20 protein-coding genes and 2 pseudogenes are annotated in these 20392 nt (G+C 57.2%); 14 read left to right on the top strand and 8 right to left on the bottom strand.

The window, feature by feature from the left end; genetic code table 11:
* Positions 1-631: 631 nt before the first annotated feature.
* Positions 632-1057 (top strand): outer membrane protein, encoded by a 426-nt coding sequence (locus N2603_RS39370; protein WP_482151227.1) that lies wholly within the window; start codon positions 632-634, stop codon positions 1055-1057.
* 299 nt (positions 1058-1356) lie between these two features.
* On the opposite strand, the gene N2603_RS39365 is transcribed toward N2603_RS39370, so the two are convergent.
* Entirely contained in the window at positions 1357-1575 is a 219-nt protein-coding gene (locus tag N2603_RS39365) for a hypothetical protein (protein WP_260386406.1), read from the bottom strand.
* Between the two features lie 1152 nt (positions 1576-2727).
* Between N2603_RS39365 and N2603_RS39360 the strand changes: the two genes are divergently transcribed.
* Positions 2728-3603: a TauD/TfdA dioxygenase family protein gene (locus N2603_RS39360; RefSeq protein WP_260386393.1), complete on the top strand. Its 876-nt coding sequence runs from the start codon at positions 2728-2730 to the stop codon at positions 3601-3603.
* Between the two features lie 1230 nt (positions 3604-4833).
* On the opposite strand, the gene N2603_RS39355 is transcribed toward N2603_RS39360, so the two are convergent.
* Positions 4834-5034, bottom strand: a complete 201-nt coding sequence (locus N2603_RS39355; protein ID WP_260386405.1) for a hypothetical protein — start codon at positions 5032-5034, stop codon at positions 4834-4836.
* A gap of 326 nt (positions 5035-5360) precedes the next feature.
* On the opposite strand from N2603_RS39355, the gene N2603_RS39350 reads away from it, so the two are divergent.
* From N2603_RS39350 to N2603_RS39325, 6 genes are all read left to right on the top strand, one after another.
* Positions 5361-5837, top strand: coding sequence for an Lrp/AsnC family transcriptional regulator (locus tag N2603_RS39350; protein WP_260424369.1), 477 nt, complete (start codon positions 5361-5363; stop codon positions 5835-5837).
* A 32-nt stretch (positions 5838-5869) separates the two neighbouring features.
* Entirely contained in the window at positions 5870-6127 is a 258-nt protein-coding gene (locus N2603_RS45100) for a pyruvate kinase (protein ID WP_425249020.1), read from the top strand.
* Between the two features lie 294 nt (positions 6128-6421).
* Positions 6422-7012, top strand: coding sequence for a DUF6088 family protein (locus N2603_RS39340; protein ID WP_084299184.1), 591 nt, complete (start codon positions 6422-6424; stop codon positions 7010-7012).
* A complete protein-coding gene (locus N2603_RS39335) occupies positions 7005-8021 on the top strand; it encodes a nucleotidyl transferase AbiEii/AbiGii toxin family protein (protein ID WP_260386404.1) in 1017 nt (338 codons plus the stop codon). Before N2603_RS39340 ends, N2603_RS39335 begins: the two co-directional genes overlap by 8 nt.
* Positions 8022-8868: 847 nt before the next feature.
* Positions 8869-9723, top strand: coding sequence for a hypothetical protein (locus N2603_RS39330; protein WP_260386403.1), 855 nt, complete (start codon positions 8869-8871; stop codon positions 9721-9723).
* Between the two features lie 21 nt (positions 9724-9744).
* On the top strand, positions 9745-10149 hold the full coding sequence (locus tag N2603_RS39325) for a hypothetical protein (RefSeq protein ID WP_260386402.1): 405 nt from the start codon (positions 9745-9747) through the stop codon (positions 10147-10149).
* A 460-nt stretch (positions 10150-10609) separates the two neighbouring features.
* Here N2603_RS39325 and N2603_RS39320 read toward each other — a convergent pair whose 3' ends face one another.
* Complete coding sequence (locus N2603_RS39320; protein WP_260386401.1) at positions 10610-10924, bottom strand: hypothetical protein; 315 nt, start codon at positions 10922-10924, stop codon at positions 10610-10612.
* Positions 10925-12433: 1509 nt separating this feature from the next.
* On the opposite strand from N2603_RS39320, the gene N2603_RS39315 reads away from it, so the two are divergent.
* From N2603_RS39315 to N2603_RS39310, 3 genes and pseudogenes are all read left to right on the top strand, one after another.
* Positions 12434-12679 (top strand): hypothetical protein, encoded by a 246-nt coding sequence (locus N2603_RS39315; protein ID WP_260386400.1) that lies wholly within the window; start codon positions 12434-12436, stop codon positions 12677-12679.
* Positions 12680-13344: 665 nt separating this feature from the next.
* Positions 13345-13514: pseudogene (locus N2603_RS45095) on the top strand (YopX family protein).
* Positions 13515-14214: 700 nt separating this feature from the next.
* Positions 14215-14469 carry a hypothetical protein gene (locus N2603_RS39310; RefSeq protein WP_260386399.1) on the top strand — a complete coding sequence of 85 codons (255 nt, stop codon included), beginning with the start codon at positions 14215-14217 and terminating at the stop codon, positions 14467-14469.
* On the opposite strand, the gene N2603_RS39305 is transcribed toward N2603_RS39310, so the two are convergent.
* The gene (locus N2603_RS39305) at positions 14466-14603 is read right to left on the bottom strand and encodes a hypothetical protein (protein WP_260386398.1); all 138 of its coding nucleotides are present in this window, start codon (positions 14601-14603) and stop codon (positions 14466-14468) included. The two genes, N2603_RS39310 and N2603_RS39305, sit on opposite strands and share 4 nt — an antisense overlap.
* Before the next feature lie 32 nt (positions 14604-14635).
* Complete coding sequence (locus N2603_RS39300; protein WP_260386397.1) at positions 14636-14977, bottom strand: hypothetical protein; 342 nt, start codon at positions 14975-14977, stop codon at positions 14636-14638.
* A gap of 419 nt (positions 14978-15396) precedes the next feature.
* Between N2603_RS39300 and N2603_RS39295 the strand changes: the two genes are divergently transcribed.
* Both N2603_RS39295 and N2603_RS39290 read left to right on the top strand, forming a co-directional pair.
* The gene (locus N2603_RS39295) at positions 15397-15726 is read left to right on the top strand and encodes a hypothetical protein (RefSeq protein ID WP_260386396.1); all 330 of its coding nucleotides are present in this window, start codon (positions 15397-15399) and stop codon (positions 15724-15726) included.
* 122 nt (positions 15727-15848) lie between these two features.
* Positions 15849-16718: a DUF4238 domain-containing protein gene (locus N2603_RS39290; protein WP_260386395.1), complete on the top strand. Its 870-nt coding sequence runs from the start codon at positions 15849-15851 to the stop codon at positions 16716-16718.
* 246 nt (positions 16719-16964) lie between these two features.
* Here the strand turns inward: N2603_RS39290 and N2603_RS39285 are convergent, their stop codons facing one another.
* The 3 genes and pseudogenes from N2603_RS39285 to N2603_RS45090 all read right to left on the bottom strand — a co-directional run.
* Complete coding sequence (locus N2603_RS39285; RefSeq protein ID WP_260424368.1) at positions 16965-17357, bottom strand: aminotransferase class I/II-fold pyridoxal phosphate-dependent enzyme; 393 nt, start codon at positions 17355-17357, stop codon at positions 16965-16967.
* Positions 17358-17469: 112 nt separating this feature from the next.
* Positions 17470-17706: a hypothetical protein gene (locus N2603_RS39280; protein ID WP_260386394.1), complete on the bottom strand. Its 237-nt coding sequence runs from the start codon at positions 17704-17706 to the stop codon at positions 17470-17472.
* 56 nt (positions 17707-17762) lie between these two features.
* Positions 17763-17927, bottom strand: a pseudogene (locus N2603_RS45090) (SOS response-associated peptidase); the annotation flags it as partial.
* Positions 17928-19252: 1325 nt separating this feature from the next.
* Between N2603_RS45090 and N2603_RS39270 the strand changes: the two are divergent.
* Entirely contained in the window at positions 19253-20128 is an 876-nt protein-coding gene (locus N2603_RS39270) for a TauD/TfdA dioxygenase family protein (RefSeq protein WP_260386393.1), read from the top strand.
* Positions 20129-20392 lie beyond the last annotated feature (264 nt).

Here is a 20392-nt window from a genome sequence, read left to right as displayed (position 1 = left end):
GATGAGCAAGAGCTAGTCGCTATGTGTCGGTCTTTATCGCTGCGACCGCGATGAAGGCAAAGCCGAATGTTACACGCGGCGGAAGCGACGCCGATGGACGTTTTCATAGCGGTCAAGGCGGAGGCGTGCTTGTCAGGTGCGAACCAGGTTGCGATCGCCAAGTAGTCCAGCTCGGCGCCGCCGGCGTCGGCCTCGTTGCTACCACCTCACGCGCCGATCGCATCGACGGACCTCACCATACACTCCTTGGAGTGGACCCATCTCAGCGCCGGACTCCCGACGGGCTAGTGTAAGCCACCGGTATAGCGCCTTGACACTGCGATGATTGCGCACCTCGGCGCTCGCGCGACTTGTCGCAGCTGTGACGGGTCTTGTCGGCTCTCCGGCGTGGCCATGGAAAAAACATCGAATACGCAGCGTTCAGGGCGGCGCGGAAACTGCTCACTGCGACCGTCCTGGGAGCGACGCCAGAGCAACGACCGTTCGGGCTACGTTGCGGATGGCGCGCATGTTATTGTGAGGTGATATGCGACCTGGAGTTCTTGTTTGCGGCGCGGCAGTAGTTTCGCTTGCAACATGCAGTCTGGCTAACTCAGCGGAGCTGACCCCGGCGGCGAGGGTCTCGTCGACATTGTGGAGCTGGAATGGAGGATTTGGCTTTCACGGCGGTGGTGGTTATGGCCGCACGTCCTTCACTGATCCCTACGGGCCGTCAATCTATGGCGACATCGTCAACACCCCAATATTCATGGCCGGCGGTCAGATCGGCTATAATTGGCAAAGCAACGGATGGGTTCTTGGCGCCGAGTTGGATGTAAGCCATGCTGTGTCCGACAGCACAAATAGCTGTATTGCCTTCTCCGGTAATGTTGTGATCGCCACCTGCAAGGCAGGTCCGAACGTCTTTGTCACAGGCACCGCCCGGGTCGGTTACACTTTTGGTGCCCAGGGTCGCACGCTCACCTATGTGAAGGGCGGCGCAGCTTGGCAGAACAATCGCGGGAGCATCGCTAACAACGACGAATTTCACGACGACGGGTCTCCTGGATTTCCGTAGCACACTACGCAATTTAACTACGGTCGTTTCGGATGGACTGTCGGATTCGGTGTGAAGCAAGCCTTGACGGCCGCTTGGTCCCTCAAATTTGGATACGACTATTTGAGGTTTGCTGGACCGCACCTGGCGACGCCCCCGACCATGCAGTCCCCGCCGCTCGCCATCATCCCCGCCAGCGCAAGCGATTTATCGAGCAGTTATCAAGTTGGAAAGGTCGGCTTGAATTATCATTTCGGAAGCAGCCCGAGTCAGCCGGAATGGTCCCATGGATCGCTGTTCCCCGACAGAGGGTGGGCCGGTCATCGTCCATATCCCGATGATTGGTCGATTGAAGGCGGCTCACGGGTTGCGAGCTCGCGACCGTCGGCGCCGCTTTGTAGTCCGGAAAGACTCCGGGCATCGGTACGACTGCCGACGTAGCGGTTGACCACGCGGATCAGGGCGCTGATCGCCGCCTCGTTGAGGTGATGAGGCACATCTTCACGTTTCTCGAGCAGCGTGACCTGACCGCTGCGCAAGCTATAGCAGGGTCGCCGAAGGGCGGCGGCGCACTTGCTGCAGCGGAGTCGGCTGGCCAGGTCTTGACGAACGTCGTGCGCGGGTGGCGCAGCGCGGCAAGGTCGACGTCGCGCCTGGTCTCGGCGAGCACTCGATCTCAAGCCAAGGATAAGAGAGAGCGATCATGAGGAAGCTACATCGGTGGCTTTTGATCTGAAATCCGACCGCCCTGCAGTGTCGTGTCGCTCATAGTGAGGCAAGACAGCCAGCCGGAATTTGCGGCTTGCAGCCAGAGAACGCAAAGGCGCCTTCGGAGCGATATTCCTGGCCGTGGGCGCTCTGTTTCGATTGTGTGTGCTCAACTACCGCGAAGCCAAGCGGCATGTACGCCAGAAGGAAAATCTACGTCTCCGGGTACAACGAAAGACACGGCATCACAGGGACGACCTGCATTCGTGCCGAGTGCAATTTCGAAAATCGAGGGATTAAGCCCGTTGTTTAAGCTGCATCTGAAGTTGCAGCCTTCTTATTTTGCGCTTCTCCCGCTAGTCCAAGGCATGACAGCAAGTGATCAGCTGATGAAACAGTCGCGCATTGAACAACTCCAACTCGCAAAAATATGATTAGAAGCGCGTTGAAGTAGTGTGTATAATATCATACATCTTTAGGTAGATGATTTCGAGGCGGTGGGTCCCGACCGCTTCGCCGGTGCATGCCGCGAACCAGTTCTAATCTTCATCGTGCGCATGAGGCCTTGCGGGATGAATGAGGTACGACGCAGTCGGTGTTCGAAGATTTTCCAAGCATGAGTTCTGGGACGAGGCGAACGTTGCGCGAGCTTAAAAAGAAAGCTGGTTTCGTTTCATGGACTGGACATGGATCGCCTCTATGATCTGCACTGTTGATCAGGCTGCAAATCGATCTGCTGGCCTTACATGCGAGTGTCCTTCGATGAGAACGGCACTGGCCGTGCAGGCACGCAGAGGGAGTCGGATTCTAAGATGCTGGCGGTGTGTATCAGAATTCAGCCGCCTAATTGAGCGGCGCGGTGACCGCATGCTCAGACAATTCGGGTGTGTAGCAAGCTTGTTTTGCCGGGTTTGTCGCCAGACGCGACCACCACTGAGCTTGTTTAGACATTCACAGAAAGAGGCACCGTCATGAGTGGAGCAATGGCTGTTGAAAATGTCATTCCGCGAGCAGACATCGTCAAGCACGCGGATCGGCTTGGTGCCGAAATCAAGAACATTGCGCTGTCGGACGATTTGCCTGACGATGTCATCGTAGCGTTCAACCGGCTTCTGCTAGAGCATAAGGTCATCTTCTTCCGTGATCAGGGACATCTCGACGATGCCCAGCAGCAGCGTTTTGTGCTCCGTCTTGGCTCGCTGGTACCCAATCCCACAATGGCGGACACAATGGGCGGTTTAACGATCCGGCAGGAACTGCCTGGTCGCGCCTGCAATCATCTCAACCAGATGAACGATGAGCGGATCCCTGCAGCCATTTCGGTGCTACGGCTTGCAGCGGTCCCGCCTTTTGGCGGCGACGTTGCTTGGTCGAGCAGGGCGGCCGCGTATCTTGATCTTCCCGATCCCCTGCGGATGCTCGCAGATAACCTCTGGGCTGTGAGCTACGTCGCATCTGATCTCACTACGACAGAGAGGGCCGCCGAAACCAACAAGCGGCCTTGGTGCGGCGTATCCACTGGAACGATCTACGAAACGACACATCCGATTGTTCGTGTTCATCCCGAGACCGGCGAACGCTTGCTATCGCTCGGTCGTTCCGTGAACAACTTCGTCGGCCTGCAGCGCTATCCCAGCCAAAGACTGTTTGAACGGCTGCAGTCCTATCTCATTGCGCCCCGGAACACCTTGTGCTGGAACTGGAGATCAGGCGACGTCGTAATCTGGGACAATCGCGCGACTGAGCCGTACCCTGCGAACAACACCGGCAGTCCTCACTGGGCCATGGACCAGCTTGCGATTGACGCCCGCGTACGGCACGTGAAGAGGCCAAAATCAAGGGCCGCAGAAGCTGCCTGACATTGTCCACATCTCCCTGATTTCGCAAGAAGCCGCGAGACCTAACACTAAGTTGCGGCCCTGCAATGTCGAGCGGTGCCGGCCTTCTTATGCGCCAGACCGGCTAACGGCGCAGCTGCCACCTGCCAGGCTTCTTCCAGGCCCAACAGCATTGATCTTCAGGCATCGGCTCTGCTCGCCGGTCAAACCAATGACGCTGCATATTTGATAATCTGATGCATCCGTTGGCTCTCGCTACGCGAGCAGCATCCCTTCATCGCATCGTGATCGTCAGGCTCGGCCGAGCTCACACCCAATTCAGAACATATTCGCCACCATCTTGCGACGCGTCGGATGACCTTGTTCACGGCGCCTCGGCGCCGGCTGAAACTATCCCGCTCGCGATCGTGCCGACATCTGTAAGCGACAATGAGACCCATCTGGCGGACTGGATGAGCGATCGGCTAGGCGCCGCAGGTAGGCGCAGAGCCAGGTGAAGGCAAAGGCTGAGGGCCGCTACAAGGGAACGCCCCGAGGACATCGAACGCAACGAGGGCATCGCTCGCTTGCTCGCTGCTGGCCGGTCATGAGGCGCCATCCAGCGGGGCCACAGGATGCAGCCGCGCCACAATTGCCCAGATTGCCAAGCGTCAAGAGGAGCCGGCGTGAGGAACTGGCGCTAAGCCCCTCGCTCCGCCTTCTCCCTCTGGCGACCTAGAGAAGCACGCATTTGGCGCGAGAAACCTTCGTATTGGGAAACAAGAGCGCCCCGTATTGTGCTGACGAAGTATCGGTTCCACTTTGACGACCGCGCGGGCCGGTAGTGCCGGCCATCTGTTGTGAATCGTGCCCGAGCGGCTCCGCAAATATCGCGTTTGCAGAGCCGTGGGACGGTCACTGTCGCGTGAGACCTGGAAGACAGCTGCGTCTAATACTGTCGGCTTACCCAACTTTACCCCGATGCTGAGTTCGTGCGCTGTGACAAATCCGACAACTTTTGAACAATAGGGACCCGGGGCCAGAATTCCTTTCTTATCTCTTCTCCGCTGGCAGACCGGTTCGTCGGCTTTCTCCCAAGACTTGAGCCGCTGCCGGAGAAATCCGGCGGCGGTTTTTTGGAGCGTCATCATACCACTTTGCAGTCGAGATATACAGCCGGTCCAATGGACGGACAGCGTAACGATAGTCGTGCCTGACACATCCCGCCCGTTGCGGCGTGTCATGTAACGAAAAGGCGGGCTACGAACAAGATCATGGGACGGAGCAGCACCGGAAACGATGTGATAAGTGGTTCATGCTCATCCGAGCCCCAGAGCCGGCGAGTTCATCGAGCTGGAAGTGCGCGCTGTCGCTGCGTCCCGATGCTGTGCATCCCCGCTGCAAAGTCGCGCGCTCGGAAATCTGTAATCCCATGCGGTTCTTCAGCGGCGTCACCACGATCGCCTTGACCATCTACCACCCTCGTTTGTGGCGGGGAATATGTGCTCGGGTCCGGGGCGCGCATCGATAAAAACGTCGGCCCCGACCCGCGACATCCTCGAGAGGGCGGCCGGGTTCGAGTTTGGTGAGCCCCGGCGGAGGGGGAGATCGCCGCACCAACTGTCTTCGATGTATCGCAAAGAGCTGGGCTCCCAACAGGTGTTCCAAGACATATGACAGCGGGTGAAAACGATCGTTCAACAGCTAGGCGGCGTGGTGAGGAGTCGAAAATGTCAGGACAAGCGGCGCAGGCGTCTGCTTTCCCGACGCGATCGCAATCCGCTGGCCGCGAGGCAGTGATGCAACTCGACAAGATCGATTTTCGTCTTCTTGATCTCGTCCAACGAGACAATCGCCTCTGTAGTGAACAACTTGCAGGGAAGGTCGGCCTATCAGCATCCGGAGTTCAACGGCGGCTGAAGCGCCTTCGATCGACGGGTGTCATAGAGGCCGACGTTTCCATCATTTCTCCAAAAGCAATTGGGCGGAATGTGACCGCAGTGGTTCTCATTTCCTTGGAGCGCGCGCGGGCCGATACCGTTGATCGTCTAAAGAGGCAAATTACCAAGAAGCCTGAAGTGATGAGCGCATTCTACGTTACAGGTCTGGCTGACCTCGTCTTGCTAGTTACCGTAAACGATATGGAAGATTACGAGCGGTTTGCCCGGCGCCTTACAGACGAAAGTTCAGACATCAAGCGCATTGAAACAATGGTTGTCATGGATCGGTTCAAAGTAGGATTTAGTTTGCCAATAGCCTCCATCGCATGGTGTTGAGCGACTGACGAAGAGGACATTGGCTTGCTCAACTGCCGTCGACCGCAGTCCGGAATGCTAGGCTTTGCTCTTTACGGCTAGATCGATCACAATCGTCGGATAGGGGACACGTTGCGTCGCTCGCGTCACGCGCCAAGATCCTGGCAACAGTCGGTCCGGCAAGTGCCGAGCCTGAGAGGATACGTGCTCTCTACCTTTCTGGGGTAGATATCTTTCGGCTAAACGTCAGTCACGGAACCCACGAAGATCACGCCAAGAGTTATGTGTGTAGTCGCCGATCTCGCCGTTGACAGCTGGGCACTCCTCTCAACGCAGAACTCCGGTGGCTCGCCGTAGCGATAGCTCGCTACGTGACGAATACGGCCGCCCTGGCCGCACGTCCTCGAGGTTGACGAACGCAAGGTTCATTTCGATAATTTTCGCGATCGGGCTCTCGGCCGGAACAGCAACCGCGACTTGTCAAAAAAGGTCCGAATCGGTCATAATGAGGTAAATCCTTGATTTGACACCGAAACGTTTTTGAAACTTAGCCCTTGTAGGGTGTCAGAAGTTCTCCTATATTTCTGACACTTGGAGTGAGAGCCATGACCGCCCTTAGCACCCGGATTTTAGAAGTCACCAAAGAACTGCCCGAAGGCGCACCGATTGCTGCCAAGGCGCTTTTGCATCTTGGAAAGCGTGCTGCTGTTGATCAGGCCCTTTCGCGTCTTGCCGAGCGAGGAAAACTTCTGCGCGCGAGGCGAGGGGTGTATCTGCGTCCGGTCGAAAGCCGTTTCGGGGTTAGAGCTCCGTCGGTCGAAAAAGTCGTTGAGGAAACCAAGGCTCGCAGCGGTGAGACCATTGTTTCCAGCGGCGCGGCGGCGGCCAACCATCTTGGCTTGACAACGCAGGTACCTGTCCGTCAGGTTTACCTGACCTCTGGTCCTTCGCGCGAGCTCCACCTTGGCAAGCAAGTTGTCCAGCTCAAGCATGCGCCCCTTTGGCAGCTTACGCTGGCCAATCGTCGTGCTGGTGAGGTGGTGCGTGCGCTTGCCTGGGTTGGTCCCAAGACGGCAGAACGAGCATTGCGGTCGGTCAGTCAGAAACTAACCCCAACCGAAGTGAGTGAACTAAAGTCCGCGGCGTCTTCATTGCCGACTTGGCTTGCCAAGCCGGTAAGCGAACTGCATGTCTGACAAGTTCCTAAATCTGTCTGACGCCGAGCGCCGAGAGGCGCTCGGCGTTGCTGCTTCCAATTCAGGACGTCCGGCACATCTTCTTGAGAAAGATGTCTGGGTTGTTTGGTGCTTGAATGCACTCTTTTCCTCTCCCCTAGGAGAGCACCTCGTTTTCAAGGGCGGAACGTCCCTTTCCAAGGCATACGGCGCAATCCGCCGCTTCTCAGAAGATGTCGACCTTACCTACGATATTCGGGCAATAGCCCCTGATCTCGTGAAAACAAGCGAGAGCAATCCCGTCCCTCAGACCCGTAGCCAGGGCAAAAAATGGAGCGACCAGGTCCGAGAGCGACTTCCAGTTTGGGTGAAAGAAAAGGCGCTTCCCGTTATCAATCAGTGTCTGGAAAACGACAAGCTGAGTGCGAAGGCGGAAGCCGACGATGACAAAATCTTCGTCCGATACGCTCCCTTGGAGACAGGCAACGGCTATCTGAGCCCCGCCGTCATGCTTGAATTCGGCGCAAGATCCACCGGCGAGCCGAGCGAGCTTCACGACGCGGTTTGCGACGCCGCCCAGTATCTTGAAACGCTCGAGTTTCCAACTGCCAAGCCAAGAACCATGAAAGCGGAGCGCACCTTCTGGGAGAAGGCGACTGCCATCCATGTTTTTTGCGCCCAGGGTAAACTGCGAGGCGAACGTTTCGCTCGCCACTGGTACGATCTCGTGAGGCTGGATGACGCGGGGATCGCGGACGCTGCATTGAAGGACCGAAAGCTGGCTGACACGGTGGCAGAGCATAAAACATGGTTCTTCTCTGAAAAGGACCGTGCCGGCACGACGATTGACTATCACAAGGTGATCAATGGTGCGCTGAAGCTCGTCCCTGAAGGCGAAGCGCGAGCCGTTTTAGAACAGGACTATCAACACATGGTTGACGACGGGCTCTTGCTGGACGAGCCAGAGACCTTTGATACGCTAATGCAACGGTGTGCGGACATCGAAAGCCGAGCGAACAGACCAGCCTAAACCTCCAAAGATGGTCGGAGTTCATGCGCTGGCCTCGATCAGATATCGTGCAGATCACCCAATTGGCCTCCACCGAGTGCGAATGATCGATGTCAATCAAATGCGCGAGCCCGTTCGGCTTGACGGTGGGAAAGCTCATAAATCTGCTTAACGACACGTTGCTTCAACAGACGCGAAACGCCTCGAAGGTGTTCTGCATAGAGCTGCGCAATTTCACCACCAGCCGGCCGACGGCAGGTTGATCGGCGGCTATGCGCGCGCCTGAATTCAAGTTCTAGGGCCGGGCTCAGGCGGGTAGTCGATCTCGTCCATTTGCGCGAGCTCGCGCAGCATCTGCTCCTGGTTCTGCCGAATGGTCTCCGACGAGACGACGCCACGATCGGTGCCCTATCGGATTGGCGCCGGTTAGTTGGAAGATGTGGGGCATACTCGGCAGGTTACCGACTCAGCCGTGCCTCGAAGAGGCCGAGGATCGCCTCAACGTTCGTTGTCATCGAATGATGGTTCGCGGCTTCTCGTGGACGGCTAGCCGTTGCCGTTTTCTTTCCGCGGCGACATCGAAGCGCTATCCCCGAGGTGCCGCCGCCAGCGAGGCAGTTTCTATCTCGCGGTCCAGGCGCAAGCTCAGGAGCTGAGACAATCATAAATTGTAGCGATTGTTGCGTTCCGGTCACAGACTCTGCCCGCCTTCGGGCTCTAAGTTGGTGCCAACGGGCTCGCAAAACCCATGGCAGCCGCCGCAAGGAGCGCTGCCGCACGGGGATGGGAGCGTCGCAGGACGATTTTAGGCTGGTTTGAGCTTGGCTTGCCGTGATGAAACGGTGCGCCGGCAAAAGGCGATGTTTTCATGAGATTGCTGCACCTCATTTTCGGGGCCGTTTGCCTGTCGCTTACCGGCTGCGGCACTTACATTCCAAGCCAGCGGGATTGGCCAAGATCCAGCTCACGTGAAGTCGAAGACATGAATTCGACGCTCATTCGCAGCATCGTTTGCGAGTTGAGCTACGCCGTGACTTTGACGGTCAAGGAGGATCTGGCCCAAGCCCGCGAACGAGCCAATCATCGCGCCTACAGCAGCTTCCTCGCCGGCTGGGGTGTCGAGGTTGCGACCGACTTGACGGTCTCGGAAAACTCGACGGTCAATCCGACCGGCCTCTGGGAGCCAGTGTCTCCACTCTCGCCGGTATTCAGTCTCGCAGGCGGCATCAGCGGTGGGGCCGTTGCGACGAACGAGAACAACTTCAACGTCTTCTATCCGATCGCAGCGCTCTACAAGCCAAATCTCTTTCAACGCAACAGCACGGAGCGTCCGTGCCGCGATCCTTCCGGAAACAAGGAGGGTTCGCCGCTGGTCGACATCGATCTGAAGATCCTGCCGCTATTGGAGTCCCGCATCCAGATCGTCAAGCTCGGCCTGGCCAACGATCCGGACAACGTCGAGCTGATCAAGGACGAGAAGAACGTCCTGACGCAAACAGTCTCGATCAAGGAGACGGTTTCAGGAGACATCACGCCGACGTGGAAGTTTACGACCGGCACGGTGAATCCGTCTGAAAAGCTGTTCAGCACAGGGCGCGAACGAACGCATCAGGTCGTCTTCACCTTCGGCCCCCTGGCAAAGGGCGGCAAGTCGTTGTCACCGCTCGCGCAGGCGTTTCACATCAATCAACAGCTCAGAGCCGGTCTTCGTGTACCCGCATAATTCCGTAAGAGGAGGAACGCAGTGAACGCCTCGCGCAAAAAGGCTGGTCGAGCGGCAAAGCCGAAGAAGGACAAGGCGAAAAAGCCCCAAGCGATTGCAGCAGTGCAACCGCCTGCCGCCAATCCGCCCGCTGCCAATCCGGACGTGGACAACGGTCGTCAACGCGTGCGCACGATTATCACAAGCCTGGACGTGCCGTCTCTGCACAGCGATGACATCACCGATATCCTGCTGCACTGCGCATCGGTGCTCAATTTGCGAAATGCTATCGACAATCCAAACGCCTCATTGGCGCAGTCCTCCGCCCGCTACTGCTACACGAAATCGGGAGATGATCCGACGGTCAGTATCTGGAGCGGCGGCTTCAAGGTGGGAGAGACCACGGAGGCGAATGCCAAAGCCAGCGGTATCCCGCCCTGCGGGTGATCGCACAGTGCTCGCAGGCAGAGTTCTGAGCGCTGAAAATCTCCGCATCGGGTATGTTGCATTCCAGCAAGGGCCAAAGCGTCGTGTGCTGCTAACATTATCGGCTCAGTCGCTTCACTGTTGGGCCGAAATCGCCGGCCGACCGCCGAGGCTGCCACAGATGACCGGCTTGCCTCGATGGAGTACCAGCCCTTGGGCGAAAGAGCTTAATCCAAAGGCGGAGTCATAGATCGAGATGGCTGTTCCATCGACACCAAGCTTGAGTTGAGAACTCCAGTAATTCATCGCCGCCGTCGCCCCAGCGCTTGGTCGCGACACTTCCAGTGTCGCAGTCGCCCAACCGTCTCACGCCAATCGGTCGCTGACGCTTGACGGCGAAGAGGATTTGGTCGGTCGAGGTCGCGACCGGACGGAAACGCATAATCATCTTTCCAGACTGTTGAGGATCTGAGCCCCGGAGTCACCCGAAGAAGAATTCCTTTGCCGCCATCTTCGCACGATCCGCGCGTCTGCCCGCCGATCTTGAGTTCTTGATCCCCGGCCGTCCGCCGCAATAACCTGCAGATCCGAAATCTTGAGCGTCTTGCTCACTTGGAAAGTCGGCGCGTCGAGCAGATAGACCGTTGCTTCGAGAGGTCCCTGGCAGAGGGTCGGCAAGCCGAACGAAGGCCTCGCTGGTGCCGAAATTGCCAAACTGCCGCGAATTAACAATCAGCGCGAGATCGGCGCCGAACCGGGAAAGAAGTGCCCATTGCCCGATGATGAATTCGGACATCCCGACCTTAACCTCCTTTCGCGCAACCTCGTTCCCATCGCGGTCAAATCGGACGAAACGCGCTATGCGCTCGTCCTTTATAAGCTATCCTACTCGCTGATTTCGAGAGTATTTCCCAAGAATCCATAGGGAAATGGGATAGGGCGACGAAGGACGAGAAGGGCGGTTTGATCGAGATCGGAAGGATGCCTGCAGAGCATCGGGCGCCATTAATCGGGTGCCTGACAATCTCGTCGGTCCCCCCTGGCTGTCTGCATCTGACCCAATTTCGATCCGAATCGCGCGGTCAGCTTTAGTCACCCATGTTGTTCCGACGCTCGCCGAGGTCGGTGAGCTGGACGAACGCGGGCGTCGATCAAACAAGGACGGTGATCAAGCCGCCGCCGCGACCGAGTGCCTGCCGTCGATGGTGGCGTGATTGGCGCGCCCTCTATCCATAGAGTCGCCAAGATGCGGGGTATTCGAGGCGGGAAGGCCGCGCGGACGTCTTAAGTCGGATCGAAAGTCTATCCGACTTGGTATCCTGTCTCGGAGTGGCCGACATCGAGCTCGCGCGACAGAGAAAAGGGCAGCTCGGTCCTCCAGATTGCGTTCGACTGCGATCTGCTCTTGGGAATTAAGGCGTGCAGCAGGCGTCAGTCGACCTCGTACAGCCGCGATCTCGCCCGCAGGAGTCCTGGATTCGACGAGTCGGCAGCCTACGACCGTCACGTCAAGAACAGTCTCGAACGTTCAGTCGGGCAGTGGCCGAGATACATATCCGACATCTGGCACTGCTGGTGTGCTGATGGCACCGGCACGGACGCAGACAAGCCGAGATCACATGTTCCCGGTGGCGGACAAGCAGGTTGCAGATCGGTCAGCTCGCAGGCGTGAGGTCGCAAAGCTTCAATAAAGTAGCGGATTGCCTGACGCGGTCTGCGCGTCCGTAAGCATTGAAGCCCGCGTCCGGTGGTGACGACCTGCGGTCGACCGATCACTAGAGTGAGGTGCGGGCATGCGGCTTTATTGCGTTCTAAGCAAATGAGTGAAGAAAAAATGCGCAAGGTAACCGGATCGAGAGCGCAAAACGTCGACATCACAGGTTTGATCCTCGGCATCTAAAATCTCTTGACGATTCAAGAGAATATTCGATAAATCGCGCCACTACTGTAGGTTACATTCTCAATTTAAGCAGAGCAACGCGGATTGCTTGCAAGTGAAATTGTTTCACCTTTTGAATGGATCCGTCGCAGCTGCATTCGAGGCTTAGGGACGCCAAGCTTGCAAAGGCCGCTTACGCCGATAAGTTGGAGAAGGAATACAGGCCCGCTTCAAAGATCAAGCCGCAACCGTTACTTGCTTGCTATGAGAGCAAGTGGGTCGGCTTCCCTGCGACCGATGTCACCGGAATACGAGACAAGGTCGAGAAAGACCACGATCGGACGATCATCGACTTCCGCTACCGGCAAGTACCGTACTCGGTCATTTTCCTAGAGAGAGGCCATCTCTACCTGGAATAGGGACGACATGAACACCTACGCCACGCTCGAGATCGTGGCGTCCTATAAGTCGGTGCTCGGGCTGGATATATCGCGCGACATTTCCAAGGACTTTGACCGCTGGCATTTCGATAACGTTTTCGCCTTCGAGCCGGGTGAATGGATGAAGCATATCGTGGAAATGGCCGCGTATATCGACGCCAGCCAGTCTCAGCGGATGAACAACTTTGTCGACGAAGACGCGCTCCGCCGCGCTTCGAGGATCAATCTCTGAACCGAACACTCACTGTTTCGCTCTACAACGGCCTGTCCATCCCTCATTGCTCTCTCTTTCTATTCTCCCCGTCTATATCCGCTGCCCGCTCCGCGGGCTGATATTGCTTGCTTTTCCGCCCTGTTTCGCCACGCTTCCAGCTGCGACTTCCTTATTCTGGTTTGCTCTCTTTCCCTTGCTGCCCTTCATCTTCCTTCTCGTCGATGAGGGACACCCCGTCACCCAAAGCTATCGGACACCTCCCTCCGGTCGGCGTCGCGATAGCTTGTGCGCCGTGTGTGTCCCTGACATGTCCATTACTCCGTAATGGGACGGGCTCCGTTCCAGAATAAGGAAGTCGCGGCTGTGCTCCACTGGGCGGTCACTTCACAGTGCCGACCACGGCAGTGCAGTTGTCCCCAGTGCCACCAAGCCCGCAAGCGCGATTGCACACGTTCGCATGATACGATGGAGCGACAACAGTTCATTTATCACTATGGAGCAACAAACACAGAGGGTTATCAAGTTCAGGGCGTCGAACGGCAAAGTGCGCGACGCCGTCGTTTCTCTGACCACGCATCATTGGCGGCCCTGACGGATTTCGGAGTGTTGGCCTCGACCGCTGCACCCTTCAGCAGTTCACAGGCCTCCACGACAAGAACGGGAACGGGATCTACGAGGGGACATTGTTCAAGCGATGTCAGTTCGCTGGCAGATCGCCTGGAGTAAACAGTCACACCAATGGTACGGCAAAGGAGTGGGCGGTCACGATGACGTTCCTCTTGATGTAATTCAGCACACTGAGCACTTGATCGTCATCGGCAACATTTACGAGAACCCCGAGCTCTTGAAATAGATATGGAGCATTGCACACACAGAGGGGCTACCGGCCAAAGTTACGTAAATAGCATCGACGGACGTTGCGCCGTTTGTGGCGAAAAAGTTGGCTCAAGTTGCGGGGACCGCGCCTCCCCAACATGCCCAGGGCTTGATCTATGCCAGACTGCCACGCCTGCGGACATGCAGCGGCCCACCACCAGTGGGCCGTTCGCCCTATGTGGGGAAGGTGCGAAATCCGCCACAACGGACGGCGGTGCCTGTGCTCCCGATATTTGCCACCGCCTGACAGGCGGCCCAGCCAATCCCCTTATCGGAAGGCTGCGCAAACGGACGTAATGGACGTCCTGAACGGAGCTCGCTCCGCTCGCTCAATCCATCCGCCTCAAAAACACTCACGAACAGCTCCCTCCGGTCGCCGTCAGGTGAGCGTCCACGAGGCGCCGGCCACAATTTTCCTGACAGTTTTTAACGACTTTCTTAACCATCTGCGCCTATGTTCAGGGTGCCGAAGTGCCGAATCACCTGCAATTTGAGGCCCGAAATGAGTAACAACAGTAAGAATGTCCAGAAAATGGACGTTCACCCCGTAGACGCCATCCGATCCGCTCTAAATCAGGGCCTGAACCGGCTCAGCATCCGCAAGCGATCGTTCCGGCTGGACTTCTGGCGGGGGTCCTTTGCCGCTGAGGAAATGGTCACCACTGTGGAGCCGAACCATGACCGGAAGTGAACTCCGGGAGTGGCGGAAGCGCAACCGCTTCACCCAGGACATGCTCCGCGAGAACCTCAATCTGGGTTCGCGGCAGACGATCATCACCTGGGAAAAGTCCGAGGCGCCGATCCCGCGGACCGTCGAGCTGGCGTTGCTCGCCCTGGAATATCTGCCGGAGAAGTGCCGGAAAATGGACGGTCATCGGTTCACTGCGGCTGAGCTGCCGGCTGTGCGTGAGAATGTGCGGATGCGGACTTAGCCTTTTTGTTTTCCGCTTCTCTGGCCTCGGTCGGTCGCCAGCATGATGAACATGCCGCAGTGGTGGATCGCGCTCATCACGACCTGCGTGTGGGTCACCTCCCGGACGGCTTTCTTTTCCGGCTCGGTTTCCATCTGGGCGACGTACAGTTCGCGTACGTTCTCACTCAGTCTTTTGCTCTCGTCATCATTGAGGGATGCGCAAGTTCGTTTCGCACCCACGAGCATTTTGACAGCAGGTGCCAGATCGGCTGCTCGACTTCCGGCGGATCGATCTTTTTGCACTCTTTGATTTTGTTCTTCGTGAAAAAGAAGTGCTTCGAGTCTCTGCCATGGGCTTCGAGTAGGGCGATCATCTGCCGTTCGATGACGATCTGCGCCTTTAGCGCCGTCAAGATCATGTCGTCGACCCGCTTCAGGTCCTCGTCAAACCGTTTGCGGTGTTCTGCGAAAAACAGCTCACGTTCAGTCGGCACCCGCTCCTCAAGCTCCCATATCTCTTTAGCCATCAGCTTCCTCCCAGGTTGAAGTGAACCATGACATAATTCTGAGGGCAGTTCTATTTCCGGTCGGCGATCCCGCAGGACTTGGCACGGAGACCAGCCTGCCGTGACTGCCGGCCATGAACATCTTGAAAATCGGCTTAGCCGACAAACACTTTTCATATCCAAAGGGCTCGCTCGCCATTTGCGATGAGCCCATTTTGAAGCGGGGCGAGAAAGCTATTTGACCCCGCCAAGCACGGCCTCAACCCGCTCCCGATGCCATACCGAGAAGCTCGAGAATTTGCCGCTGCAGTATTCCCCGACAAAGACCTGATGACCTATCGAGAAGGCCGCCGCGCGCTCACCCGCTTGGTCATGAATGCCGATCGCCTTGACCGGCTAAAATACACCCGGAATGACGACGACGAGGAAGCCAAGGGGGTATGGAGGATCTTCTGCTCTCGCCGCTGTTACGGGAGGCGCTGCGCAAACCGATCCCCCGATGGTTTTATTCCGGCGCCACGGTCATGGTGCGGCTCAATCGAAAAGAGATCGGCGACGAGGACGCCAAGATCATCGCTAGCATTCTCATTTCTCAATTCAAGGGTCAGATCGCTATCGAGGACTTCGGCTGCTATGCTCGACCATTCCACTCTGCCCTGGTCCGTGAGAACCGCCTGATCGCCGGCGTCTATACGCTCTCCGAGCTCGACGACAAGCTGCGGCAGATGTGCGTGCTCATGGAAAACCGAGGCGGCCGGATGCACCTATGAGGACGCGGAAATGTTGGCCAGGTACGAGGAGCATATACCCGGCACCAACGCGTTCAATTCGTTTGTGATGCGGGTAATGGTAGCGTAGAAACTACATAGAAGGGAGAGGTTGGGGCGCTCAATTGGCGGGTCAGAAGCATCACTACCTTCCCGAGTTTTATTTGAAGCAGTGGGCCGGTCCCGACGGCCGCCTGTGCGAGTACGCGCGTCCCTATGACAAAGTGAAGGCGCAGATGAAGCATCCCGGCGGGACGGGATACGTGCGCGGGCTCTACACACTGAAAGGCGTCCCGCCCGAACTCGAAGACGCTTTTGAAAACCAGTTCTTGAGCATCGCCGACGGGACCGCTGCGGTTGCGCTGCGCATCATGCTCGACGACCGGAAGATCCCGCCGATGCGTGAGAAGTGGGCATGGGTTCGCTTTATTCTTACACTCATTCACCGTAACCCCGAGGGGGTCGAACGCAATTTCGCGAAGCTGAAAGCATGTTTCGATGGCGAGCGAGTTAGAGAGTTATTGAAAGACTATGACAAGCTGAAGCAAAAGGACGACCCGCCCACTGCGGAAGAATGGCTGGAAAGGAACAAAGATCGAGTTGCAGAGATCAGCAAATTGGAGGTGATGGCGAACGTCATGCAGAGCGAGCTGGTCGGAAATCGACTGCTCAGCATGTGCTGGCACCTCGGCAGGTTTGAAAATCTTAAGCACACAATCCTCACGTCCGACAGACCGATCATCATGACGAACGGGTTGAAGGCCGACGATTCCCACATGGTGATGGCTCTGTCGCCGCAGCACATGCTCGTCATTGCAGCCACTGAAAAGGTGGCGAAGGAAGTCACATCCATGCCGTCGCTCGAAATTGTGCAAACGTGGAACGACCGTATGGCACGCCAGGCGCGGAAGTATGTCTACGGCACCAATAACCGGCATCTCCGCTTCGTAGAAAACCGTCTCGGAGAAAAACTCGTCTGGTCTCCGTTCGAGTAGTTAGAACGCGAACGCTTCAAGTGCGCGGCGCACAACTTCGGCCTCGCTCAACTTCAGCGTGCGCGGTGCTTTCTTGATAATGGCGCGAAATCGCTGGAAGACCGTAGTCATTGCCTCGTCCACATCTGAGTTCACCGTCGCCCACATTCAGGTTGGAGGTTTGCGCTCGCCGTGCGGAGTGGTCGCGCATCCGTTCAACCGCCTTACCTGATACCATTGGTCGAGGTCGCCGCGGCGTAGCAGCTGCTACCGCCGCGGACGAGACGAGCATGTCATGAGTGTTCTCCTGCTGATCTGCGCCCAGCTCGGAGGAATCCCGCCAGCAAGCGATGTGGTTCGCGCTCGTGTATTTCGCCCTACTGCTTCGAAGACCCGCGGAACGTCAAACATTGGTCTCAGTCTCATCCCGGAGCTTCCGATTTCCGGAGGCGCAGTGAAATAGCCCAAGCGCCACCCAGTGATCGCTAGCTCCTTCGAGAATGTGTTGACCACGATCGTCCGTGAACGCACGCCGGGGTGCGCGAAGACGATCGACTCATGACGACCTGCGCCGGTGAATACAAACCCAGAGCTGCACTCGTCGGAAACGATCCAGAGCTGAGAATTGATTGCAAGCTCGCCAACACTTTGAAGGCCCATCATCCGCCATCGGTCTGAAGATGATCTTCCATTCCTCGGGGAGGTATTGCAGCGCCTCTTCGGGCAGAACGCAGTATTCTCCCGCATCTTCCCGATGAGAGATCAGATCGCCCTACGTCTGTGCCATCAGCGTGGATTCCTTGTTCATTGTGGCGGCGACGCGTTCTGCGTGAACTTTTGTGAGGAAGCAACCTAGCGAGTTGCAGTAGGTGTTCCTTACGATCCAGAGGGGCCAGGACTTGTTGCCCTTCATGCTGGCCGTGTCGGCGTAGAATGCTGGCCTCACGCCGATATCGCGCCGTGTCTTCAGCATCTCTTTGGCGAAGTCATCAACGTCTTCGTCGTCCACTTGCGATGTTTCCGATACAGAGGTTCGCGGCTTGTGCGGTCGACTAGACCTCTTTTTTCCTTCATGCCCCTCGCGACAATCTTTAGGGAGTCCGGCAGCGGCCGCTGCAATGCCTTGGCTTCTGCCCATGACGCGGTCATCCAAATTTCGACCTCATCGAGCGCGGCCAAGAACACCGGCATCGCTTTCGGGTGGATAGCGCCCACCTTCCCGTTGGGCTGGCGCCGGTCCGGACGATCGGCGCTTTGTAGTCCGGAAAGACTCCGGGCATCGGTACGACTGCCGACGTAGCGGTTGACCACGCGGATCAGGGCGCTGATCGCCGCCTCGTTGAGGTGATGAGGCACATCTTCACGTTTCTCGAGCAGCGTGACCTGACCGCTGCGCAAGCTATAGCAGGGTCGCCGAAGGGCGGCGGCGCACTTGCTGCAGCGGAGTCGGCTGGCCAGGTCTTGACGAACGTCGTGCGCGGGTGGCGCAGCGCGGCAAGGTCGACGTCGCGCCTGGTCTCGGCGAGCACTCGATCTCAAGCCAAGGATAAGAGAGAGCGATCATGAGGAAGCTACATCGGTGGCTTTTGATCTGAAATCCGACCGCCCTGCAGTGTCGTGTCGCTCATAGTGAGGCAAGACAGCCAGCCGGAATTTGCGGCTTGCAGCCAGAGAACGCAAAGGCGCCTTCGGAGCGATATTCCTGGCCGTGGGCGCTCTGTTTCGATTGTGTGTGCTCAACTACCGCGAAGCCAAGCGGCATGTACGCCAGAAGGAAAATCTACGTCTCCGGGTACAACGAAAGACACGGCATCACAGGGACGACCTGCATTCGTGCCGAGTGCAATTTCGAAAATCGAGGGATTAAGCCCGTTGTTTAAGCTGCATCTGAAGTTGCAGCCTTCTTATTTTGCGCTTCTCCCGCTAGTCCAAGGCATGACAGCAAGTGATCAGCTGATGAAACAGTCGCGCATTGAACAACTCCAACTCGCAAAAATATGATTAGAAGCGCGTTGAAGTAGTGTGTATAATATCATGCATCTTTAGGTAGATGATTTCGAGGCGGTGGGTCCCGACCGCTTCGCCGGTGCATGCCGCGAACCAGTTCTAATCTTCATCGTGCGCATGAGGCCTTGCGGGATGAATGAGGTACGACGCAGTCGGTGTTCGAAGATTTTCCAAGCATGAGTTCTGGGACGAGGCGAACGTTGCGCGAGCTTAAAAAGAAAGCTGGTTTCGTTTCATGGACTGGACATGGATCGCCTCTATGATCTGCACTGTTGATCAGGCTGCAAATCGATCTGCTGGCCTTACATGCGAGTGTCCTTCGATGAGAACGGCACTGGCCGTGCAGGCACGCAGAGGGAGTCGGATTCTAAGATGCTGGCGGTGTGTATCAGAATTCAGCCGCCTAATTGAGCGGCGCGGTGGGACGCATGCTCAGACAATTCGGGTGGTGTAGCATCAAGCTTGTTTTGCCGGGTTTGTCGCCAGACGCGACCACCACTGAGCTTGTTTAGACATTCACAGAAAGAGGCACCGTCATGAGTGGAGCAATGGCTGTTGAAAATGTCATTCCGCGAGCAGACATCGTCAAGCACGCGGATCGGCTTGGTGCCGAAATCAAGAACATTGCGCTGTCGGACGATTTGCCTGACGATGTCATCGTAGCGTTCAACCGGCTTCTGCTAGAGCATAAGGTCATCTTCTTCCGTGATCAGGGACATCTCGACGATGCCCAGCAGCAGCGTTTTGTGCTCCGTCTTGGCTCGCTGGTACCCAATCCCACAATGGCGGACACAATGGGCGGTTTAACGATCCGGCAGGAACTGCCTGGTCGCGCCTGCAATCATCTCAACCAGATGAACGATGAGCGGATCCCTGCAGCCATTTCGGTGCTACGGCTTGCAGCGGTCCCGCCTTTTGGCGGCGACGTTGCTTGGTCGAGCAGGGCGGCCGCGTATCTTGATCTTCCCGATCCCCTGCGGATGCTCGCAGATAACCTCTGGGCTGTGAGCTACGTCGCATCTGATCTCACTACGACAGAGAGGGCCGCCGAAACCAACAAGCGGCCTTGGTGCGGCGTATCCACTGGAACGATCTACGAAACGACACATCCGATTGTTCGTGTTCATCCCGAGACCGGCGAACGCTTGCTATCGCTCGGTCGTTCCGTGAACAACTTCGTCGGCCTGCAGCGCTATCCCAGCCAAAGACTGTTTGAACGGCTGCAGTCCTATCTCATTGCGCCCCGGAACACCTTGTGCTGGAACTGGAGATCAGGCGACGTCGTAATCTGGGACAATCGCGCGACTGAGCCGTACCCTGCGAACAACACCGGCAGTCCTCACTGGGCCATGGACCAGCTTGCGATTGACGCCCGCGTACGGCACGTGAAGAGGCCAAAATCAAGGGCCGCAGAAGCTGCCTGACATTGTCCACATCTCCCTGATTTCGCAAGAAGCCGCGAGACCTAACACTAAGTTGCGGCCCTGCAATGTCGAGCGGTGCCGGCCTTCTTATGCGCCAGACCGGCTAACGGCGCAGCTGCCACCTGCCAGGCTTCTTCCAGGCCCAACAGCATTGATCTTCAGGCATCGGCTCTGCTCGCCGGTCAAACCAATGACGCTGCATATTTGATAATCTGATGCATCCGTTGGCTCTCGCTACGCGAGCAGCATCCCTTCATCGCATCG

This window comes from Bradyrhizobium huanghuaihaiense (genome assembly GCF_025200885.1).
In the GTDB taxonomy this organism is placed as follows: Bacteria; Pseudomonadota; Alphaproteobacteria; order Rhizobiales; family Xanthobacteraceae; genus Bradyrhizobium; species Bradyrhizobium huanghuaihaiense.
The sequence above is the reverse complement of the archived record's forward strand: the minus strand, read 5'-3'. Positions and strand labels throughout refer to the sequence as shown.

Bases quoted from the DNA above. Each gene is read 5' to 3' on its own strand.
- N2603_RS39270 (WP_260386393.1), top strand. From the start codon at position 19,253: ATGGCTGTTGAAAATGTCATTCCGCGAGCAGACATCGTCAAGCACGCG.
- N2603_RS39310 (WP_260386399.1), top strand. From the start codon at position 14,215: ATGACCGGAAGTGAACTCCGGGAGTGGCGGAAGCGCAACCGCTTCACC.
- N2603_RS39355 (WP_260386405.1), bottom strand. From the start codon at position 5,034: ATGGTCAAGGCGATCGTGGTGACGCCGCTGAAGAACCGCATGGGATTA.
- N2603_RS39335 (WP_260386404.1), top strand. From the start codon at position 7,005: ATGTCTGACAAGTTCCTAAATCTGTCTGACGCCGAGCGCCGAGAGGCG.
- N2603_RS39315 (WP_260386400.1), top strand. From the start codon at position 12,434: ATGAACACCTACGCCACGCTCGAGATCGTGGCGTCCTATAAGTCGGTG.
- N2603_RS39340 (WP_084299184.1), top strand. From the start codon at position 6,422: ATGACCGCCCTTAGCACCCGGATTTTAGAAGTCACCAAAGAACTGCCC.
- N2603_RS39350 (WP_260424369.1), top strand. From the start codon at position 5,361: ATGCAACTCGACAAGATCGATTTTCGTCTTCTTGATCTCGTCCAACGA.
- N2603_RS39330 (WP_260386403.1), top strand. From the start codon at position 8,869: ATGAGATTGCTGCACCTCATTTTCGGGGCCGTTTGCCTGTCGCTTACC.
- N2603_RS39295 (WP_260386396.1), top strand. From the start codon at position 15,397: ATGGAGGATCTTCTGCTCTCGCCGCTGTTACGGGAGGCGCTGCGCAAA.
- N2603_RS39305 (WP_260386398.1), bottom strand. From the start codon at position 14,603: ATGGAAACCGAGCCGGAAAAGAAAGCCGTCCGGGAGGTGACCCACACG.
- N2603_RS39360 (WP_260386393.1), top strand. From the start codon at position 2,728: ATGGCTGTTGAAAATGTCATTCCGCGAGCAGACATCGTCAAGCACGCG.
- N2603_RS39300 (WP_260386397.1), bottom strand. From the start codon at position 14,977: ATGGCTAAAGAGATATGGGAGCTTGAGGAGCGGGTGCCGACTGAACGT.
- N2603_RS39320 (WP_260386401.1), bottom strand. From the start codon at position 10,924: ATGTCCGAATTCATCATCGGGCAATGGGCACTTCTTTCCCGGTTCGGC.
- N2603_RS39285 (WP_260424368.1), bottom strand. From the start codon at position 17,357: ATGGGCCTTCAAAGTGTTGGCGAGCTTGCAATCAATTCTCAGCTCTGG.